The organism is Starkeya nomas, assembly GCF_902703545.1.
Classification (GTDB): Bacteria; Pseudomonadota; Alphaproteobacteria; order Rhizobiales; family Xanthobacteraceae; genus Ancylobacter; species Ancylobacter moscoviensis.
This window is the reverse complement of the sequence record NZ_CACSAS010000001.1, coordinates 410433-428586: the sequence shown is the minus strand read 5'-3', so window position 1 is coordinate 428586 and position 18154 is coordinate 410433. Positions and strand designations below refer to the sequence as shown.

At 69.0% G+C, this 18154-nt stretch carries 13 protein-coding genes; 12 read left to right on the top strand and 1 reads right to left on the bottom strand.

Annotation, left to right across the window (positions count from 1 at the left end; all coding sequences use genetic code 11):
• The first annotated feature begins 67 nt into the window (after positions 1–67).
• The 9 genes from STARVERO_RS02110 (at position 68) to STARVERO_RS02070 (ending at position 11662) form a co-directional block, all read left to right on the top strand.
• Positions 68–1603, top strand: coding sequence for an acyl-CoA carboxylase subunit beta (locus tag STARVERO_RS02110; RefSeq protein WP_144343977.1), 1536 nt, complete (start codon positions 68–70; stop codon positions 1601–1603).
• 9 nt (positions 1604–1612) lie between these two features.
• Positions 1613–3628, top strand: coding sequence for an acetyl-CoA carboxylase biotin carboxylase subunit (locus STARVERO_RS02105; RefSeq protein ID WP_159597746.1), 2016 nt, complete (start codon positions 1613–1615; stop codon positions 3626–3628).
• Between the two features lie 24 nt (positions 3629–3652).
• Positions 3653–5527 carry a methylmalonyl-CoA mutase family protein gene (locus tag STARVERO_RS02100; RefSeq protein WP_159597745.1) on the top strand — a complete coding sequence of 625 codons (1875 nt, stop codon included), beginning with the start codon at positions 3653–3655 and terminating at the stop codon, positions 5525–5527.
• The gene (gene scpA, locus STARVERO_RS02095) at positions 5524–7692 is read left to right on the top strand and encodes a methylmalonyl-CoA mutase (RefSeq protein ID WP_159597744.1); all 2169 of its coding nucleotides are present in this window, start codon (positions 5524–5526) and stop codon (positions 7690–7692) included. The genes STARVERO_RS02100 and scpA overlap by 4 nt, the downstream gene beginning before the upstream one ends.
• Before the next feature lie 292 nt (positions 7693–7984).
• Positions 7985–8734, top strand: coding sequence for a GntR family transcriptional regulator (locus STARVERO_RS02090; protein ID WP_159597743.1), 750 nt, complete (start codon positions 7985–7987; stop codon positions 8732–8734).
• Between the two features lie 4 nt (positions 8735–8738).
• Positions 8739–9527 (top strand): transporter substrate-binding domain-containing protein, encoded by a 789-nt coding sequence (locus STARVERO_RS02085; RefSeq protein ID WP_159597742.1) that lies wholly within the window; start codon positions 8739–8741, stop codon positions 9525–9527.
• Positions 9528–9614: 87 nt separating this feature from the next.
• Entirely contained in the window at positions 9615–10286 is a 672-nt protein-coding gene (locus STARVERO_RS02080) for an amino acid ABC transporter permease (RefSeq protein ID WP_159597741.1), read from the top strand.
• A gap of 10 nt (positions 10287–10296) precedes the next feature.
• On the top strand, positions 10297–10956 hold the full coding sequence (locus STARVERO_RS02075) for an amino acid ABC transporter permease (protein WP_144343970.1): 660 nt from the start codon (positions 10297–10299) through the stop codon (positions 10954–10956).
• Complete coding sequence (locus STARVERO_RS02070; RefSeq protein ID WP_144343969.1) at positions 10934–11662, top strand: amino acid ABC transporter ATP-binding protein; 729 nt, start codon at positions 10934–10936, stop codon at positions 11660–11662. Before STARVERO_RS02075 ends, STARVERO_RS02070 begins: the two co-directional genes overlap by 23 nt.
• On the opposite strand, the gene STARVERO_RS02065 is transcribed toward STARVERO_RS02070, so the two are convergent.
• Complete coding sequence (locus STARVERO_RS02065) at positions 11659–12591, bottom strand: LysR family transcriptional regulator (protein WP_144343968.1); 933 nt, start codon at positions 12589–12591, stop codon at positions 11659–11661. The genes STARVERO_RS02070 and STARVERO_RS02065 overlap by 4 nt on opposite strands.
• A gap of 149 nt (positions 12592–12740) precedes the next feature.
• Between STARVERO_RS02065 and STARVERO_RS02060 the strand changes: the two genes are divergently transcribed.
• From STARVERO_RS02060 to STARVERO_RS02050, 3 genes are read left to right on the top strand one after another with little or no spacing between them, the layout of a single operon-like run.
• Complete coding sequence (locus tag STARVERO_RS02060; protein WP_186291993.1) at positions 12741–13577, top strand: alpha/beta hydrolase; 837 nt, start codon at positions 12741–12743, stop codon at positions 13575–13577.
• A gap of 16 nt (positions 13578–13593) precedes the next feature.
• Positions 13594–14904, top strand: a complete 1311-nt coding sequence (locus STARVERO_RS02055; RefSeq protein WP_144343967.1) for an efflux RND transporter periplasmic adaptor subunit — start codon at positions 13594–13596, stop codon at positions 14902–14904.
• 42 nt (positions 14905–14946) lie between these two features.
• A complete protein-coding gene (locus STARVERO_RS02050) occupies positions 14947–18126 on the top strand; it encodes an efflux RND transporter permease subunit (protein WP_159597740.1) in 3180 nt (1059 codons plus the stop codon).
• Positions 18127–18154: the final 28 nt, after the last annotated feature.

Here is an 18154-nt window from a genome sequence, read left to right as displayed (position 1 = left end):
TCCCGCAAGGGCCTAGAACCGTCGCGAATTGCCGCGAGGCGAAAAAGCAGCGTCCGAGGGACCGCCCATGAAGCATATTCTCGACGAGCTCGAACAGCGCCGCGCCGGCGCCCGCCTCGGCGGCGGGGAACGGCGCATCGATGCCCAGCACAAGCGCGGCAAGCTCACCGCCCGCGAGCGCATCGAATTGCTGCTCGACACCGGCTCCTTCGAGGAGTTCGACACCTTCGTCCAGCACCGCTGCACCGATTTCGGCATGGACAAGGCCGAGAAGATCCCCGGCGACGGTGTGGTCACCGGCTGGGGCACGGTGAACGGGCGGCGGGTCTTCGTGTTCGCCAAGGACTTCACCGTGTTCGGCGGCTCGCTCTCCGAGGCGCATGCGGCGAAGATCACCAAGATCCAGGACCTCGCGCTGAAGACGCGCGCGCCGATCATCGGCCTGTTCGATGCCGGCGGGGCGCGCATCCAGGAAGGCGTCGCCGCGCTCGGCGGCTATGGCGAGGTGTTCCGCCGCAACGTCGCCGCCTCCGGCGTCATCCCGCAGATCTCTGTGATCATGGGCCCCTGCGCGGGCGGCGACGTCTACTCGCCGGCGATGACCGACTTCATCTTCATGGTGCGCGACACGAGCTACATGTTCGTGACCGGGCCGGACGTGGTGAAGACCGTCACCAACGAGACCGTCACCTCCGAGGAGCTGGGCGGGGCGCGGGTGCACACCACCAAGTCCTCGGTGGCCGACGGCGCCTATGAGAACGACGTCGAATGCCTGCTGCAGATGCGCCGGCTGATCGATTTCCTGCCCGCCAGCAACCAGTCCGGCGTGCCAGCCTGGCCGAGCTTCGACGACGGCGAGCGCATCGACGCCTCGCTCGACACGCTGGTGCCGGACAACCCGAACAAGCCCTACGACATGAAGGAGCTGATCGCGAAGGTGGTCGACGAGGGCGACTTCTTCGAGATCCAGGGCGCCTTCGCCGGCAACATCGTCACCGGCTTCGGCCGCGTGGAGGGCAGGACGGTCGGCATCGTCGCCAACCAGCCGATGGTGCTGGCCGGCGTGCTCGACGCCGACGCCTCGCGCAAGGCCGCCCGCTTCGTGCGCTTCTGCGACGCCTTCGAGATCCCGATCGTCACCTTCGTCGACGTGCCCGGCTTCCTGCCCGGCACGGCGCAGGAATATGGCGGCCTGATCAAGCACGGCGCCAAGCTGCTCTTCGCCTATAGCGAGGCGACGGTGCCGCTCGTCACCGTCATCACCCGCAAGGCCTTCGGCGGCGCCTATGACGTCATGGCCTCCAAGCATATCGGCGGCGACGTGAACTACGCCTGGCCGACCGCGCAGATCGCGGTGATGGGCGCCAAGGGGGCGGTGGAGATCATCTTCCGCGCCGACATCGACGACCCCGAGAAGATCGCCGAGCGGACGAAGGAATATGAGCAGCGCTTCCTCTCGCCCTTCGTGGCGGCCGAACGCGGCTATATCGACGAGGTGATCACGCCGCGCACCACGCGCAAGCGCATCGCCCGCGCCCTCGCCATGCTCGCCTCGAAGAAGGTCGAGGCGCCGCTCAAGAAGCACGACAACCTGCCGCTCTGAGATCCAGCCATGTTCAAGAAGATACTCATCGCGAACCGTGGCGAGATCGCCTGCCGGGTCATCAAGACCGCCCGCAAGATGGGCATCGCGACGGTCGCCGTCTATTCCGACGCCGACAAGGACGCGCTCCATGTCGAGATGGCGGACGAGGCGGTGCATATCGGCGCCGCCCCGGCCGCGCAGTCCTATCTGCTCGCCGACCGGATCATCGCGGCCTGCAAGGCGACCGGCGCCGAGGCGGTGCATCCCGGCTACGGCTTCCTGTCCGAGCGCGCCAGCTTCGCGCAGGCCTTGAAGGACGCCGGCATCGTCTTCATCGGCCCGAACCCCGGCGCTATCGAGGCCATGGGCGACAAGATCGAATCGAAGAAGGCGGCGGCCGCCGCCGAGGTCTCGACCGTGCCCGGCTATCTCGGCGTCATCGAGGATGCCGAGCACGCGGCGAAGATCGCCGACGAGATCGGCTATCCCGTGATGATCAAGGCCTCCGCCGGCGGCGGCGGCAAGGGCATGCGCATCGCCCATTCGCGCGCCGAGGTGCAGGACGGCTTCGACCGCGCCCGCTCGGAGGCGAAGTCGTCCTTCGGCGATGACCGCGTCTTCGTCGAGAAGTTCATCGTCCAGCCCCGCCATATCGAGATCCAGGTGCTGGGCGACAAGCACGGCAACGTCGTCTATCTCGGCGAGCGCGAATGCTCGATCCAGCGCCGCAACCAGAAGGTCGTCGAGGAAGCCCCCTCGCCGCTGCTGGACGAGGCCACCCGCCGGAAGATGGGCGAGCAGGCCGTCGCGCTGGCCAAGGCGGTGAACTACGACAGCGCCGGCACGGTGGAGTTCGTCGCCGGGCAGGACCGTAGTTTCTACTTCCTCGAAATGAACACCCGCCTGCAGGTGGAGCACCCGGTGACGGAGCTGGTCACCGGCATTGATCTCGTCGAGCAGATGATCCGCGTCGCCGCCGGCGAGAAGCTCGCGCTCCGGCAGGAGGACGTGAAGCTGAACGGCTGGGCGGTGGAGAGCCGCGTCTATGCAGAGGACCCCTATCGCGGCTTCCTGCCCTCCATCGGCCGGCTCTCGCGCTACCGCCCGCCGGCGGAAGGCGTGAAGAACGCCGTCACCGTGCGCAACGACACGGGCGTCTACGAGGGCGGGGAGATCTCGCTCTATTACGACCCGATGATCGCCAAGCTGATCACCCACGCGCCGACGCGCGAGGAGGCGATCGAGGCGCAGGCGGACGCTCTCGACGCCTTCGCCATCGACGGCATCCAGCACAACATCCCCTTCCTCGCCTCGCTGATGGCGCATGAGCGCTGGCGCGCCGGCCGGCTCTCCACCGGCTTCATCGCCGAGGAATACCCCGACGGCTTCCACGCCACCGAGCCGAGCCCGGTGCTGGCGCGGCGGCTGGCGGCGGTCGCGGCGGTGATCGACAATGTGGGCAATGCCCGCAAGCGCAAGATCTCCGACCAGCTCGCCGGCCGGGCGGTGGTGTTCGAGCATCAGCGCGTGGTGCGGCTCGGCGAATTGAGCCTGCCCTGCGAGGTCGACCGCGCGGCGGGCGGCTTCATCGTCACCTTCCTGAACGAGCAGGGCGAGCCGGACGGCACGCACGAGCTGCGTTCCGGCTGGCAGCCCGGGGAACCGGTGTGGAGCGGCGTGTTCGACGACGAGGCGATCAGCGTGCAGGTACGCCCGCGCCTCAACGGCGCGCTGCTGGCCCATCGCGGCGTCGCCGTGGACGCGCTGGTCTACACCCGGCGCGAGGCGGAACTCGCGGCGCTGATGCCGGTGAAGCAGCAGTCCGGCGCCGGCAAGCAGCTGCTCTGCCCGATGCCCGGCCTCGTCGTCTCCATCGCCGTGTCGGAAGGCCAGGAGGTCAAGGCCGGCGAGGCGCTGGCGGTGGTCGAGGCCATGAAGATGGAGAACGTGCTGCGCGCCGAGCGCGACGCGACGGTCAGCAAGGTGCTCGCCAAGGCGGGCGACAGCCTCGCCGTCGATGCCGTGATCCTCGAATTCGCCTGAGCGGACCACAGGGAGAGCCGCGCCATGGACCAGCCCCTCGATCTCGACCTCGCCACCTTCCCGGCCGCGACCCGCGCGGACTGGCTGAAGCTGGTCGAGGGGGTGCTGAAGGGCGGCGCCTACGACAAGCGCATGCTCACCCGCGCGGCGGACGGCTACACGCTGGACGCCCTGCCCGAGCGGCGGCGCGAGGCGGCGCCGCTCGCCGGGCGGCCCGCCGGCGCGCCCTGGCGGATCGTCGCCCGCATCGACCATGACGACCCGGCGGCCGCCAATGCGCAGTTGCTGGAGGACCTGAACGGCGGGGCGGACGGCGCCACGCTGGTCTTCGCCTCCGCGCCCTCGGCCGGCGGCTTCGGCCTGCCGAACCGCTTCGAGGAACTGGTCACGGTGCTCGACGGCGTGATGCCGGATCTGGTGACGCTGCGCGTCGAGGCCGGAGCCTACCAGGCCCGCGACATCGCGCTCGCCATCGCCCGGCTCTACGAGAAGCGCGACCCGGCGACGCTCGACATCCGCTTCGGGCTCGATCCGATCAGCGACTTCGCCGCGCTCGGCGCCGCACCCATAGAGTGGGACGCGCTGTCCGCCCGCCTCGGCCAGACGGTATCGACGCTGCGCGGGCGCGGGCTCACGGCGCCGATGGTGCGCGCGGACGGGCACCTGCACCACGCCGCCGGCGCCACCGACGCGCAGGAACTCGCCGCCGTGCTGGCGACCGCGATGGCCTATCTGCGCGCGCTGGCAGCCGCCGGCCTGTCGCTGGAGGACGCGGCCGCCGCCATCGAGGTGACGCTGACCGCCGATGTCGACCAGTTCGGCACGCAGGCCAAGCCGCGCGCCTTCCGCCAGCTCTGGGCGGCGGCACTCGACGCGTGCGACATCGAGGCGGCGCCGGTGGCGATCCATATGGAGACCGCCTGGCGTTCGCTGACCCGGCACGACGCGCATGTGAACCTGCTGCGCGGCACCGTCGCCGCCTTCGCCGCCGGCGTCGGCGGGGCGGACAGCCTGACCGTGCTGCCGTTCACGCAGGCGCTCGGCCTGCCGGACGGCTTCGCCCGCCGGCTCGCCCGCAACACGCAGGTGATCCTGATCGAGGAATCCAACGTCCATCGCGTTGCCGATCCGGGCGCCGGCGCGGGCGCCATCGAGGAACGCACGGAGAAGCTGGCGGCGACGGCATGGGAGCTGTTCCGCCAGATCGAGCGCGAGGGCGGCATGGTGGAGAGCCTGACCTCAGGCGCCTGGCAGGGCCGGATCGCGGCGGCGCGCGCGGCGCGGGCGAAGGACATCGCCACCCGCCGCCTGCCGATCACCGGCACCTCGGAGTTCCCGCTGCTCGGCGAAACCGTGCCGACCGTGCTCGCCCCCGCCCGCCGGGTGAACACGCCGCCGCCCGCCGAGGGCGCGCTGCTGGGCGAGCCGCTCACCGGCCATCGGCTCACCGAACCCTATGAACGCCTGCGGGAGGCTGCGGCCGCGACGAACCCGCGTCCCGTGGTCTTCCTCGCCAATCTCGGCACGCCCGCCGACTTCACCGCGCGCTCGGGCTTCGCCCGCGCCGCCTTCGAGGCGGGCGGCATCATGGCGCCGGCCAATGACGGCTTCACCGACATGACGGCGCTGGCCGAGGCGTTCCGTACCTCGGGCGCGCGCATCGCCTGCCTGTGCTCCTCGGACGATCTCTACGCCGCCTCCGCGACGGACGCCGCCTCCGGGCTGAAGGCGGCCGGCGCCGCCGCGCTCTACCTCGCCGGGCGACCGGGCGAGCACGAGGAGGCGTGGCGGGCAGCGGGCATCGACGTCTATCTCTCGGCCGGCGGCGACCTGCTCGCGCTCCTGCAGGACGCGCATCGCCGGCTCGGCATCACCGCAACGCGGGAGGGCACGCAATGACCGGCTCCGCTCGTCGCATTCCCGATTTCTCGACGCTCGACTGGCGCGCCCCGCGCGTCGCGCCGCCCGCCATCGGCGGCGAGGCCTGGGAGACGCCGGAACGCATCGCGGTGAAGCCGCTCTACGGGCCGGACGACATTGCCGGCCTCGGCTTCGTCGACAGCTACCCCGGCATCGCGCCGTTCCTGCGCGGTCCGTACCCGACCATGTACGCGACCCAGCCCTGGACGATCCGGCAATATGCCGGCTTCTCCACGGCGGAGGATTCGAACGCCTTCTACCGCCGCAACCTGGCGGCCGGGCAGAAGGGCCTCTCGGTCGCCTTCGACCTCGCCACCCATCGCGGCTATGATTCGGACCACCCGCGCGTCGTCGGCGATGTCGGCATGGCGGGCGTCGCCATCGATTCCATCTACGACATGCGCACGCTGTTCTCCGGCATCCCGCTGGACCAGATGAGCGTGTCGATGACCATGAACGGCGCGGTGCTGCCGATCCTCGCGCTCTATGTCGTGGCGGCGGAAGAACAGGGCGTGAAGCCGGCCCAGCTCTCCGGGACCATCCAGAACGACATCCTCAAGGAGTTCATGGTCCGCAACACCTACATCTACCCGCCCGGGCCCTCGATGCGGATCATCGCCGACATCTTCGGTTTCACGTCGAGGGAGATGCCGCGCTTCAACTCGATCTCGATCTCCGGCTACCACATGCAGGAGGCGGGAGCGACGCAAGATCTGGAGCTCGCCTACACGCTCGCCGACGGGGTGGAATATGCCCGTGCCGGCATGGCGGCGGGTTTGCCGATCGACGCCTTCGCGCCGCGCCTGTCGTTCTTCTGGGCGATCGGCATGAACTTCTTCATGGAGGTCGCCAAGCTGCGCGCCGCCCGGCTGATCTGGGCGAAGCTGATGAAGGACCTCGGCGCGCAGAACCCGAAGTCGCTGCCGCTGCGCACCCATTCGCAAACCTCCGGCTGGAGCCTGACGGCGCAGGACGTGTTCAACAACGTCATGCGCACCATGGTGGAGGCGATGGCTGCGACGCAGGGGCACACCCAGTCGCTGCACACCAACGCGCTCGACGAGGCGCTGGCCCTGCCGACCGACTTCTCCGCCCGCATCGCCCGCAACACCCAGCTCCTGCTGCAGCAGGAAAGCGGCACGACGCGCGCCATCGACCCGTGGGGCGGCTCCTATTATGTCGAGCGCCTGACCGCCGATCTCGCCGAGCGCGCGCTCGGCCATATCCGCGAGGTCGAGGAACTCGGCGGCATGGCCAAGGCCATCGAGGCCGGCATCCCGAAGCTGCGCATCGAGGAAGCCGCCGCCGTGACCCAGGCGCGGATCGACGGCGGCCGCCAGACCGTGGTCGGCGTCAACAAGTACCGGCCCGACAGCGAGACCCCGATCGACGTGCTGAAGGTCGACAATTCCGCCGTGCGCGCCGCCCAGCTCGACAAGCTGAAGCGCCTGAAGGCGGAGCGCGACCCGCAGGCGGTGGCCGCGGCGCTGACCGCGCTGGAGAACGGCGCGCGCGGAAATGCTAACCTGCTGGCGCTCGCCATCGACGCCGCCCGCGCCAAGGCGACGGTGGGCGAGATCTCCGATGCGCTGGAGCGCGTCTTCGGCCGGCACCGGGCGGAAATCCGCGCGGTCTCGGGCGTCTACAAGCGGGAGGCGGGAGCCATGACCGACAAGGTGGCCCATGTGCGCGAGCGCGTGGAAGCCTTCGAGCACGAGGAAGGCCGGCGCCCGCGCATCCTTGTCGCCAAGGTCGGTCAGGACGGCCACGACCGCGGCCAGAAGGTGATCGCCTCCGCCTTCGCCGATCTCGGCTTCGACGTCGATATCGGCCCGCTCTTCGCCACGCCGCAGGAAGCCGCCCGGCAGGCGGTGGAGAACGACGTGCATGTCATCGGCATCTCCTCGCTCGCCGCCGGTCATCTCACCCTCGTGCCGGAGGTGAAGGCCGCGCTCGCCGCCGAGGGACGGCCGGACATCATGGTGGTGGTTGGCGGCGTGGTGCCGCCGCAGGACTACGAGGCCGTCTTCGCGGCCGGCGCCGAGGCGATCTACCCGCCGGGCACGGTGATCGCCGACGCCGCCGGACAGCTGCTCGACAAGCTGGCCGAGCGGCTCGGCCACAAGAAGCAGGCGGCGGAATAGCGGCGTCGATTTTTGCGCCGCTTCCAGGCTGCTGATCAAGGAAGCGGCATTCTGGTCGCGGGCCAGCGCCGGCCCGGCCACGCATCGGCGCTCCGAACCCCGCCGATAGGCCGTCATCCCCGGGCTTGACCCGGGGATCCGCGCCTTTTTCGACGATCACGACGGGCCGAAGACGTGGATGGCCGGGTCAAGCCCGGCCATGACGGCGTGCGGTCGGCTCACCCGCCGCCCTTTGGCACGTCGCTTGCTTACAGCCTTGTATACAAGTTTGTAAGCAAGTGCAGAGCGCGTGATGAACCCCGCCGCCGCCAATATCGAGGAAGCGATCCTCTCGGCCATCCTTGCCGGCCGCATCGATCCCGGCACGAGGCTGGGCGAGCAGAAGCTCGCCGACCTGTTCGGCGTTTCCCGCACCCGGGTGCGCGAGGCGATGATGCGGCTGGAGACGCGCGGCGTCGTGCAGGTCAGCGCGCGGCGCGGCTGGTACGTGGTCGAGCCCTCGGCCGAGGAAGCACGCGAGGCGTTCCAGACCCGGCGCGTCATCGAGACCGGCCTGCTGCAGGCCGTGCGCGAGGTGCCGCCGCAGGTGCTGGCCAGCCTCAAGGAACATGTCGCCATCGAGCGGGAGGCGATCCAGACCGGCGACGTTTCCTCCCGCGCCTGCCTGCTCGGCGACTTCCACATCCATCTCGCCGACGCGCTCGGCAACCGGCTGCTCACCGAGATCATCCGCGACCTCACCGCGCGCACCACGCTGATCTCGATGCTCTACCAGCCGACCGAGAAGGCCGAGGAATCCAGCCACGACCATGAAGATATCGTCGCGGCCATGGAGGCGGGCGACCTCGCTTTGGCCGCCCGGCTGATGGACGAGCACATCGGCAAGGTCGAGGCGGGGCTGGATCTCACCGCCCGACCCGATCCGCTCGCCGGCCTGCGCGAACTCCTGTCGCCGTCGACCTTCGCCGGCAACGCCCCTTCCGTACCGCATGCGCATTCGCATCCCCACGCCCATTCCCCGTCAGGCAAACCAGAGGACTGACCGCATGAACCGCCGCACCCTCCTCGCGCTCGCCGCCGGCGCGCTGCTCGCCGCCACGCAGGCCCCGCTCCCCGCCGCCGCCGACGCCCTCGCCGCCATCGAGGCGAACAAGGTGATCCGCATCGCCGTGCCGCAGGATTTCCCGCCCTTCGGCACGGTCGGCGCCGACATGGCGCCCAAGGGCTATGACGTCGACGTGGCCAAGCTGATCGCCGACAAGCTCGGCGTGAAGCTGGAGCTGGTGCCGGTGACGAGCGCCAACCGCATCCCCTACCTGCAGACCAACAAGGTCGACCTCGTCATCTCCTCGCTCGGCAAGAATCCGGAGCGCGAGAAGGTGATCGACTTCTCGGTCGCCTACGCGCCCTTCTTCAACGGGGTGTTCGGCCCGGCCGATGCGGCGGTGAAGGAATCCAAGGACCTCTCCGGCAAGACGGTGGGCGTCACGCGCGGCGCGGTGGAGGATCTGGAGCTGACGAAGATCGCCCCGGCCGACGCCACCATCAAGCGCTACGAGGACAATAACGGCACCATCTCCGCCTTCCTCTCCGGCCAGGTCGACCTCATCGCCACCGGCAACGTGGTCGCCGCCGCGATCCTCGAGCGCAACCCGCCGAAGAAGCCGGAGATCAAGTTCCTGATCAAGAACTCGCCCTGCTACATCGGCCTCAACAAGAACGAACCCGCCCTTCTCGCCAAGGTCGATGCGATCATCGGCGCGGCCAAGAAGGACGGCGCGCTGGACGCCATCTCGCAGAAGTGGCTCGGCGCCAAGCTGCCGGCGGACATCTGACGTCCTGCCGCTTCCGCCCTCTTCCCGCCGGGGAGAGGGCGCGTTCCCACCGTCCGCCCATCCTTCCACCAGCGGGAGTTCGCCGGCATGAACTACACGTTCGATTTCGGCTGGCTGATCGAGTATTGGCCGGTCCTGCTGAAAGGCATCGGCATCACCGTCGAGCTGACGCTGGTGGGCGGCGTGCTGGGCGTGGCGCTCGGCATTGCCTGCGCCTGGGCGCGGGCGCTGGGGCCGGGCTGGCTGCGCCCAGTGGTGGCGGCCTATGTCGAGCTGATCCGCAACACGCCGTTCCTGATCCAGCTCTTCTTCATCTTCTTCGGCCTGCCCGCGCTCGGCCTGCGCATGAGCGAACTGCAGGCCGCCAACCTCGCCATGGTGGTCAATCTCGGCGCCTATGGCTGCGAGATCATCCGCGCCGGCATCCAGGCGACGCCGAATGGCCAGTTCGAGGCGGGGGCGAGCCTCGGCATGAGCCGCCTCCAGACCTTCTGGTACGTGGTGCTGATCCCGGCACTGCAGCGCATCTGGCCGGCGCTGTCCTCGCAGATCGTCATCGTGATGCTGGGCTCGGCGGCGGTGTCGCAGATCGCGGCGGAGGACCTGACCTTCGCGGCGAACTTCATCCAGTCGCGCACCTTCCGGGCCTTCGAGAGCTACTTCGTCGCGACGCTGATCTATCTCGCCCTCGCCATCGCCCTGCGCCAGCTGCTGCGCGGCCTTGGCTGGACGCTTTTCCCAAAACGCACGGCGCGGTGAGGAGGCGGGCATGAGCGATTTCACCACCTGGGACATCCTGCGCAACCTCCTGCTGGCGGCGCGCTGGACGGTCCTGCTCTCCCTCGTCTCCTTCATCGGCGGCGGCATCGTCGGCGCGCTGTTGCTGTTCGCCCGCACGGCGAAGGGCAAGGCGGGGCCGGCCTTCGTGAAGACCTATGTCGAGCTGTTCCAGGGCACGCCGCTGCTGATGCAGCTCTTCCTCGCCTTCTTCGGGCTCGGCCTGTTCGGCATCGACGTGCCGGCCTGGCTGGCGGCAAGCGTGGCGCTCATCCTGTGGAGCGCCGCCTTCCTCACCGAGATCTGGCGCGGCTGCGTGGAATCCATCGCCCGCGGGCAATGGGAAGCCTCCGCCAGCCTCGGCATGGGGTACGTCCAGCAGATGCGTCATGTGGTGCTGCCGCAGGCGCTGCGGATCGCGGTGCCGCCCACCGTGGGCTTCTCGGTGCAGGTGGTGAAGGGCACGGCGCTGACCTCGATCATCGGCTTCGTCGAGCTGTCCAAGGCGGGGACGGTCGTGACCAATGCGACCTTCGAGCCCTTCAAGGTCTACGGCCTCGTCGCCCTCATCTATTTCTGCCTGTGCTGGCCGCTGTCCAAGTCCTCCCAGATCCTCGAGAGGAAGCTCAATGTCGCTCATCGAAATCACTGAGGTGAAGAAGCGCTTCGGCGACAACGAAGTGCTCAAGGGCATCAATATCGACGTCGCTCCGGGCGAGGTGATCGCCATCATCGGCAAGTCCGGCTCGGGCAAGTCGACGCTGCTGCGCTGCATCAACGGGCTGGAGACGATCGACGAGGGCTCGATCTCCGTCGCCGGCGCCCAGCTGCTGCCGGACGAGCTGCATCTGAAGGCGCTCCGGCTGAAGGTCGGGATGATCTTCCAGCAGTTCAACCTCTTCCCCCACCTCACCGCCGGGCGCAACGTGATGCTCTCGCAGATGGTGGTGAAGAAGACGCCGAAGGCGGAAGCCGAGGAGATTGCGAAGAGGATGCTGGAACGGGTCGGCCTCGCCCACAAGTTCGACGCCTACCCGGACCAGCTCTCCGGCGGCCAGCAGCAGCGCGTCGCCATCGCCCGCGCGCTCGCCATGCAGCCCATCGCCCTGCTCTGCGACGAGATCACCTCGGCGCTCGATCCGGAACTGGTGAGCGAGGTGCTCGCCGTGGTGAAGGAGCTAGCGAGCGAGGGCATGACGCTGATCATGGTGACGCACGAGATGCGCTTCGCCCGCGACGTGTGCTCGCGCGTCGTCTTCATGCATCAGGGCCGCGTGCACGAGATCGGTCCGCCGGAGGAGGTGTTCGCCGATCCGAAGACGCCGGAGCTGAAGCAGTTCCTCGGCGTCACGCACTAGGAAGGCGGCGGGAGCGGCCCGAGGCGGTAGACGTTGCTGGAGGCGAAGAGCTCGGCAACCCAGTCGACGAAGACGCGCAGCCGGCTGCTCAGATGCCGGTTGGGAGCGTAGACGATGTGCAGCACGATCGGCTCGCTGCGCCATTCCGGCAGCACCCGCACCAGCGTGCCGTCGGCGAGATAGGGCTGGATCAGCGGCTCGACGGCATGGGCGATGCCGAGCCCGGTGAGGACGGCGGCCTGATAGGCGGTCGAATCGTTGACCGCCAGCGCATAGGGCAGATCGAACTCGTAGCTCTCCTCGCCGCGCACCATGTCGAAGGCCATGCGCCGCCCGGTGCGCGGGCTGAAATAGGCGATGACCCGGTGGCCTTCCAGGAGATCGCGGGGGTGCTGCGGCATGCCGTGGCGCGCGATGTAGCCCGGCGTCGCGCACATGACGAGGTCCACCTGCCCGATGCGCCGGGCGATGAGGTTGGGATCGAGAATATCGCCGCCGCGGATGGCGCAGTCGATGTTCTCGCCGACGAGATCGGCCGGGCGGTCGGAAACGCCAAGGTCGAGCAGGATGTCCGGATAGCGGGCGTGGAAGTCCGGCAGGGCGGGAATGATGACGTTGAGGGCGAGCGAGGTGCCGATGTCCACGCGCAGGCGCCCCGCCGGGCTGGTCTGGGCGCGCGCCATCGAGCCGTCGAGCTCGTCGAGATCGGACAGCAGCGCCAGCGCGCGCTCGTAATAGGCCGCGCCGTCCGGGGTGACGCGCACGCGCCGGGTGGTGCGGTTGAGCAGCTTGGTGCGCAGGTGCCCTTCCAGCTGCTGGATCAGCTTGGTGACGGTGGGCTTGGGCATTTCCATGAGGTCGGCGGCACGGGTGAAATTGCCGGCTTCGACGACACGGACGAACGCCCGCATGGCGGCGATCTGATCCATGGTCTGTTACCGCGTCATTATTTCCATATGTGAATAATGAAATCACAGAACGGCTATTTTTTCAGTTCCGAGACGATACTAATTTTCGCCGCACTGCAATAGAGCGAAATCGGGTGGCGCAGGCCGTCCGCATTTCGATGGTGGGCGCCATGACGGCATTGTGGACCGAGGACAGGCTGGAGATCGACGGGGCGGCGCTGCCGGTCCGCGTCTATCGCGGCCGCGCGTCCGTGCGTCCGACGCCGCTGGTGCTGCATCTGCATGGCGGATGCTTCACCAATGGCGACCTCGATTGCAGCGCCAAGGTCTGCCAGTTGCTGTCGGAGGCCGGGGCGGTCGTCGTCTCGGTCGATTATCCGCTGGCGCCGGAGCATCCCTTCCCCGCGGCGCTCAACGCCTCCTTCGCCGCGCTTGGCCTGCTGCATGCCGAGCGGGCCAAATGGGCCGGTCGCGGCGCCCGGCTGTTCGTCGCCGGCGAAGAGGCCGGCGCCAATCTCGCCACCGCGCTGGCGCTGATGGCCCGCGACCAGCAGGCGCCGCCGATCGCCGGGCAGATCCTGATCTCGCCCATGGTCGACCCGCGCCTCGCCTCGGGCTCGATCCACGCCGCCGCGGCGGGCGCCGCCGGCTGCAAATGGGCGGATGGCTGGCATCTCTATCTCGGCAGCGCCGACCGGGCGGCACATCCCTACGCCGCGCCGTTCGGTTCCCGCCGGCTCGGCGGCGTGGCGCCCGCGCTGATCGTCACGGTCTCGGACTGTCCGATGCGCGACGAGAGCCTCGCCTATGCGCGCCGTCTCGGCGAATGCGGGGTCGCCGTCGAGAGCCGCGTGCTGGACGTGCCGGCCGAGGAGCCGGACCCGCTGCCCGACAGCCTGGATGCCAGCATCGAGGCCATTCCGCAGTGGGCAGCCCCGCTGCGCGACATGTTTCACCAGTTTCTGGCGGAGCAGTCCGCCACCTCTGTTCGTACCGTTCGGGCCTGAGGGCCGGGAGATCGCCATGAGCAACGACGCATTCGGTACCGATGCCGCCTCCGGTAATATCGTACACGCCGCAATCGCCCGCGATGAGGTTGCCGTCCGTCCGCGCCGCCGCTGGCGCGAGGCCGGCATCGCGCTGACGCTGGCGGCGCTGGCGACCGGGGTGGCCGTGTTCCTCGCCTGGCCGAGCAGCCGGGCGCTCGCCACCGACCCGGCGGCGGAAGCCGCCGCCCCGCAGGCCATGCCGGTCTCGGTCGCGGTGCTGAAGGCGCGCGACACCATGAAGTGGAACGAGTTCTCCGGCCGCCTGCGCGCCGTCGAGGTGGTGGAGGTGCGCTCGCGGGTCGCCGGTGCCGTGCACTCCGTGCATTTCCGCGAGGGCGCGCTGGTGAAGCAGGGCGACCTGCTCGTCACCATCGACCCCGAGCCCTTCGTCGCTGCGCTCAACCGCGCGGAGGCGCTGAAGGAAGCCTCCGCCGCGCAGGTCGAGTTCTCGAAGAGCGAGCTGGAGCGCGGCAAGCAGCTCGTCGACAACCGTGTCGTCTCGGTGCGCGATCTCGACCAGCGCACCAACACCTATCGCGAGGCGGAAGCCAATCTGCGCGCGGCGGAAGCCGCCGTGCAGACCGCCAAGCTCGACCTCGGCTACACCGAGGTGCGCGCTCCGGTCGACGGGCGTGTCGGCCGGCTGGAAGTCACCGTCGGCAACCTCGTCGCGGCCGGCGCTTCCTCGCCGGTGCTGACCAGCCTCGTCTCGGTCGATCCGATCTATGTCAGCTTCGACGCCGACGAGAACGCGGTCGCCGAGGCGCTGGCCACGCTTGGCGAGCAGACCGAGGCACTCGACGCCATCGATCGCATCCCCGTCGAGATCACCACCGCCACGACCGCCGACAAGCCGGTGCGCGGGCATCTCCAGCTGGTCGACAACCAGGTGGACACCTCGACCGGCACCTTCCGCCTGCGCGCAGTGTTCGCCAATGCCGACGGGCGCCTTGTGCCGGGCCAGTTCGCCCGCGTGCGCATGGGCCGCTCCAAGGCCGAGCCGGCTCTGGTGATCAACGAGCGTGCGGTCGGCACCGACCAGGACAAGAAGTTCGTCTTCGTGGTCGATACCGAGAACAAGGCCATTTACCGGCAGGTCAAGCTCGGGCCGCCGAGCGAAGGTCTGCGCGTCGTGCTGGACGGCCTGAAGGAAGGCGAGCGCATCGTCGTCAACGGCCTGCAGCGCGTGCGCCCCGGTGTCCTGCTGGCCCCCGAGATCGTCCCCATGGAAACCGCTTCCGCCGCCTCCGCGACGGACCCGTCCACTTCCGTCGCCGCGCGCTGATCCGAAGCCGCCGACGCATCGCCTCCTCAGGGGGAGGACGCCATGAATCTGTCCAAGTTCTTCATCGACCGGCCGATTTTCGCCGGCGTCCTCTCCGTGCTGATCTTCCTCGCGGGGCTTCTGGCCCTGCGGGTGATGCCGATCTCCGAATATCCCGAAGTCGTGCCGCCGCAGGTCATCGTGCGCGCCACCTATCCGGGCGCCAACCCGAAGGTGATCGCCGCCACCGTCGCCACGCCCATCGAGGAAGCGATCAACGGCGTCGAGGACATGCTCTACATGTCCTCGCAGGCGACGACCGACGGCGTGATGACGCTGACCGTCACCTTCAAGCTCGGCACCGATCCCGACAAGGCGACGCAGCTCGTGCAGAACCGCGTCGGACAGGCAGAGCCGCGCCTGCCCGAGGAAGTGCGCGCGCTGGGCATCACCACGGCGAAGAGCTCGCCGAACTTCATCATGGTGGTGCACCTCATCTCGCCGAACGACCGCTACGACATCACCTATCTGCGCAACTACGCCGTGCTGAACGTGAAGGACCGGCTGGCGCGCATCTCCGGCGTCGGCCAGATCGACATCTTCGGCGCCGGCGACTACTCGATGCGCGTCTGGCTCGATCCGCAGAAGATCGCCGAGCACGGGCTCTCCGCCGGTGACGTCGCCAACGAGATCCGTGCGCAGAACGTGCAGGCGGCGGCCGGCACCGTCGGCGCCTCGCCGTCCGCGCCGGGCGTCGACCTGCAGCTCTCCGTCAACGCACGGGGACGCCTCGAGACCGAGGAGGAGTTCGGCGACATCGTCGTGAAGACCGGCGACAGCGGGCAGGTGGTGCGCCTGCGCGACGTCGCGCGCATCGAACTCGGCGCCGCCGACTACGCGCTGCGCTCGCTGCTCGACAACAAGCAGGCGGTCGGCATCGGCGTGTTCCAGGCGCCCGGTTCCAACGCGCTGGAGATCGCCGAGAACGTCCGCGCGACGATGGACGAGATCAAGAAGACGATGCCGGAAGGCGTCGACTACGACATCGTCTACGACACGACCCGCTTCGTCGACGCCTCGATCGAGGCGGTGGTGCACACGCTGTTCGAGGCGGTGGTGCTGGTCGTCATCGTCGTCGTGGTGTTCCTGCAGACCTGGCGCGCCTCCATCATCCCGCTGCTGGCGGTGCCGGTCTCCATCGTCGGCACCTTCGCGGTGATGTACGTCTTCGGCTTCTCGATCAACGCGCTGAGCCTGTTCGGCCTCGTGCTCGCCATCGGCATCGTCGTCGACGACGCGATCGTCGTGGTGGAGAACGTCGAGCGCAACATCGAGAACGGCCTGTCGCCGCTGGATGCCTCCTACAAGGCGATGAGCGAGGTGTCCGGCCCGATCATCGCCATCGCGCTGGTGCTGGTCGCGGTGTTCGTGCCGCTGGCCTTCATCACCGGCCTGTCGGGCCAGTTCTACCGGCAGTTCGCGCTCACCATCGCCATCTCGACCGTCATCTCGGCGATCAACTCGCTCACCCTGTCGCCAGCGCTCTCGGCGCTGTTGCTGAAGGGCCACCATGCACCGCCCGACCGCTTCCAGCGGATCATCAACGCGCTGCTCGGCTGGTTCTTCCGCGGCTTCAACTGGGTGTTCTCGCGCGGGTCGAACGGCTATGGCGGCGGCGTGCGCGGGGTGCTGAAGGCGAAGAGCGTGGTGATGGTGTTCTACGCCCTCATGCTCGGCGCCACCTGGTGGCTGTTCCAGGCGGTGCCCTCCGGCTTCGTGCCGGCGCAGGACAAGCAGTATCTCGTCGGCTTCGCCCAGCTGCCGGACGGCGCCACGCTCGACCGCACGGAAGAGGTGATCCGCCGCATGAGCGAGATCACCCTCGCCGAGCCGGGCGTCGCCAGCGCGGTCGCCTTCCCGGGCCTGTCAATCGCCGGCTTCTCCAACTCGTCCAATGCGGGCATCGTCTTCTCGGTGCTGAAGCCGTTCGAGGAGCGCACGGATCCCTCGCTCAGCGCCGGCGCCATCGCCGCCTCGCTGAACCAGAAATACGGGGTGATCAAGGATGCCTTCATAGCCATGTTCCCGCCGCCGCCGGTGCAGGGCCTCGGCGTGGTGGGCGGCTTCAAGCTGCAGATCGAGGACCGCGCCGGACAGGGCTACGAGGCGCTGAGCGAGGTGACGAACGCCTTCATGGCCAAGGCCATGGCGGCGCCGGAACTCACCGGCCAGTTCACCACCTTCCAGATCAACGTGCCGCAGATCTTCGCCGACGTGGACCGCACCAAGGCGCGCCAGCTCGGCGTGCCGATCCAGGCGGTGTTCGAGACGCTGCAGGTCTATCTCGGCTCGCTCTACGTGAACGACTTCAACAAGTTCGGCCGCACCTACTCGGTGCGCGTGCAGGCCGACGCCCCCTACCGGGCGCGCCAGGAGGACATCGGCAAGCTGAAGGTCCGCTCCAACAGCGGCGAGATGATCCCGCTCGCCGCGCTCTTGAAGGTCGAGGCGACGGCGGGACCGGAACGCGCCCAGCGCTACAACGGCTTCCTCACCGCCGACGTCAACGCCGCGCCCGCGCCGGGCTTCTCGTCGGGGCAGGCGCAGGACGCGGCCGCGCGCATCGCCGCCGAGGTGCTGCCGCCGGGCTTCGACTTCGAATGGACCGATCTGACCTATCAGGAAATCCTGGCGGGCAGCTCGGCGGGGCTCGTCTTCCCGCTGGCCCTGCTGCTCGTCTTCCTGGTGCTGGCGGCCCAGTACGAAAGCCTGACGCTGCCCATCGCGATCATCCTGATCGTGCCCATGGGCCTGCTGGCAGCGCTGTTCGGCGTCTGGCTGGGCGGGGGTGACAACAACATCTTCACCCAGATCGGCCTCGTGGTGCTGGTGGGCCTCTCCGCCAAGAACGCGATCCTGATCGTCGAATTCGCCCGCGAACTGGAGTTCCTCGGCCGCAACCCGGTCGAGGCGGCGATCGAGGCGAGCCGGCTGCGCCTGCGGCCGATCCTGATGACGTCCTTCGCCTTCATCATGGGCGTACTGCCGCTGGTGCTCTCCACCGGCGCCGGCGCCGAGATGCGGCACGCGATGGGCGTCGCGGTCTTCGCCGGCATGATCGGCGTCACCTTCTTCGGGCTGTTCCTGACGCCCGTCTTCTATGTGCTGCTGCGCCGCCTGACGGGCAACCGCCCGCTGCGCCAGCACGGCGAGGCCCTCCCCGCACCCGCAGCGGCGGAGTGAGCGACCGGCCGGGAAGCCGGAAATCCAG

Excerpts from the sequence above, each read along its gene's own strand:
- STARVERO_RS02070 (WP_144343969.1), top strand. The coding sequence starts at position 10,934 with ATGTCGCTCATCGAAATCACTGAGGTGAAGAAGCGCTTCGGCGACAAC.
- STARVERO_RS02075 (WP_144343970.1), top strand. The coding sequence starts at position 10,297 with ATGAGCGATTTCACCACCTGGGACATCCTGCGCAACCTCCTGCTGGCG.
- STARVERO_RS02060 (WP_186291993.1), top strand. The coding sequence starts at position 12,741 with ATGACGGCATTGTGGACCGAGGACAGGCTGGAGATCGACGGGGCGGCG.
- STARVERO_RS02110 (WP_144343977.1), top strand. The coding sequence starts at position 68 with ATGAAGCATATTCTCGACGAGCTCGAACAGCGCCGCGCCGGCGCCCGC.
- STARVERO_RS02065 (WP_144343968.1), bottom strand. The coding sequence starts at position 12,591 with ATGGATCAGATCGCCGCCATGCGGGCGTTCGTCCGTGTCGTCGAAGCC.
- STARVERO_RS02050 (WP_159597740.1), top strand. The coding sequence starts at position 14,947 with ATGAATCTGTCCAAGTTCTTCATCGACCGGCCGATTTTCGCCGGCGTC.
- STARVERO_RS02085 (WP_159597742.1), top strand. The coding sequence starts at position 8,739 with ATGAACCGCCGCACCCTCCTCGCGCTCGCCGCCGGCGCGCTGCTCGCC.
- STARVERO_RS02055 (WP_144343967.1), top strand. The coding sequence starts at position 13,594 with ATGAGCAACGACGCATTCGGTACCGATGCCGCCTCCGGTAATATCGTA.
- scpA (WP_159597744.1), top strand. The coding sequence starts at position 5,524 with ATGACCGGCTCCGCTCGTCGCATTCCCGATTTCTCGACGCTCGACTGG.
- STARVERO_RS02100 (WP_159597745.1), top strand. The coding sequence starts at position 3,653 with ATGGACCAGCCCCTCGATCTCGACCTCGCCACCTTCCCGGCCGCGACC.
- STARVERO_RS02080 (WP_159597741.1), top strand. The coding sequence starts at position 9,615 with ATGAACTACACGTTCGATTTCGGCTGGCTGATCGAGTATTGGCCGGTC.
- STARVERO_RS02105 (WP_159597746.1), top strand. The coding sequence starts at position 1,613 with ATGTTCAAGAAGATACTCATCGCGAACCGTGGCGAGATCGCCTGCCGG.
- STARVERO_RS02090 (WP_159597743.1), top strand. The coding sequence starts at position 7,985 with ATGAACCCCGCCGCCGCCAATATCGAGGAAGCGATCCTCTCGGCCATC.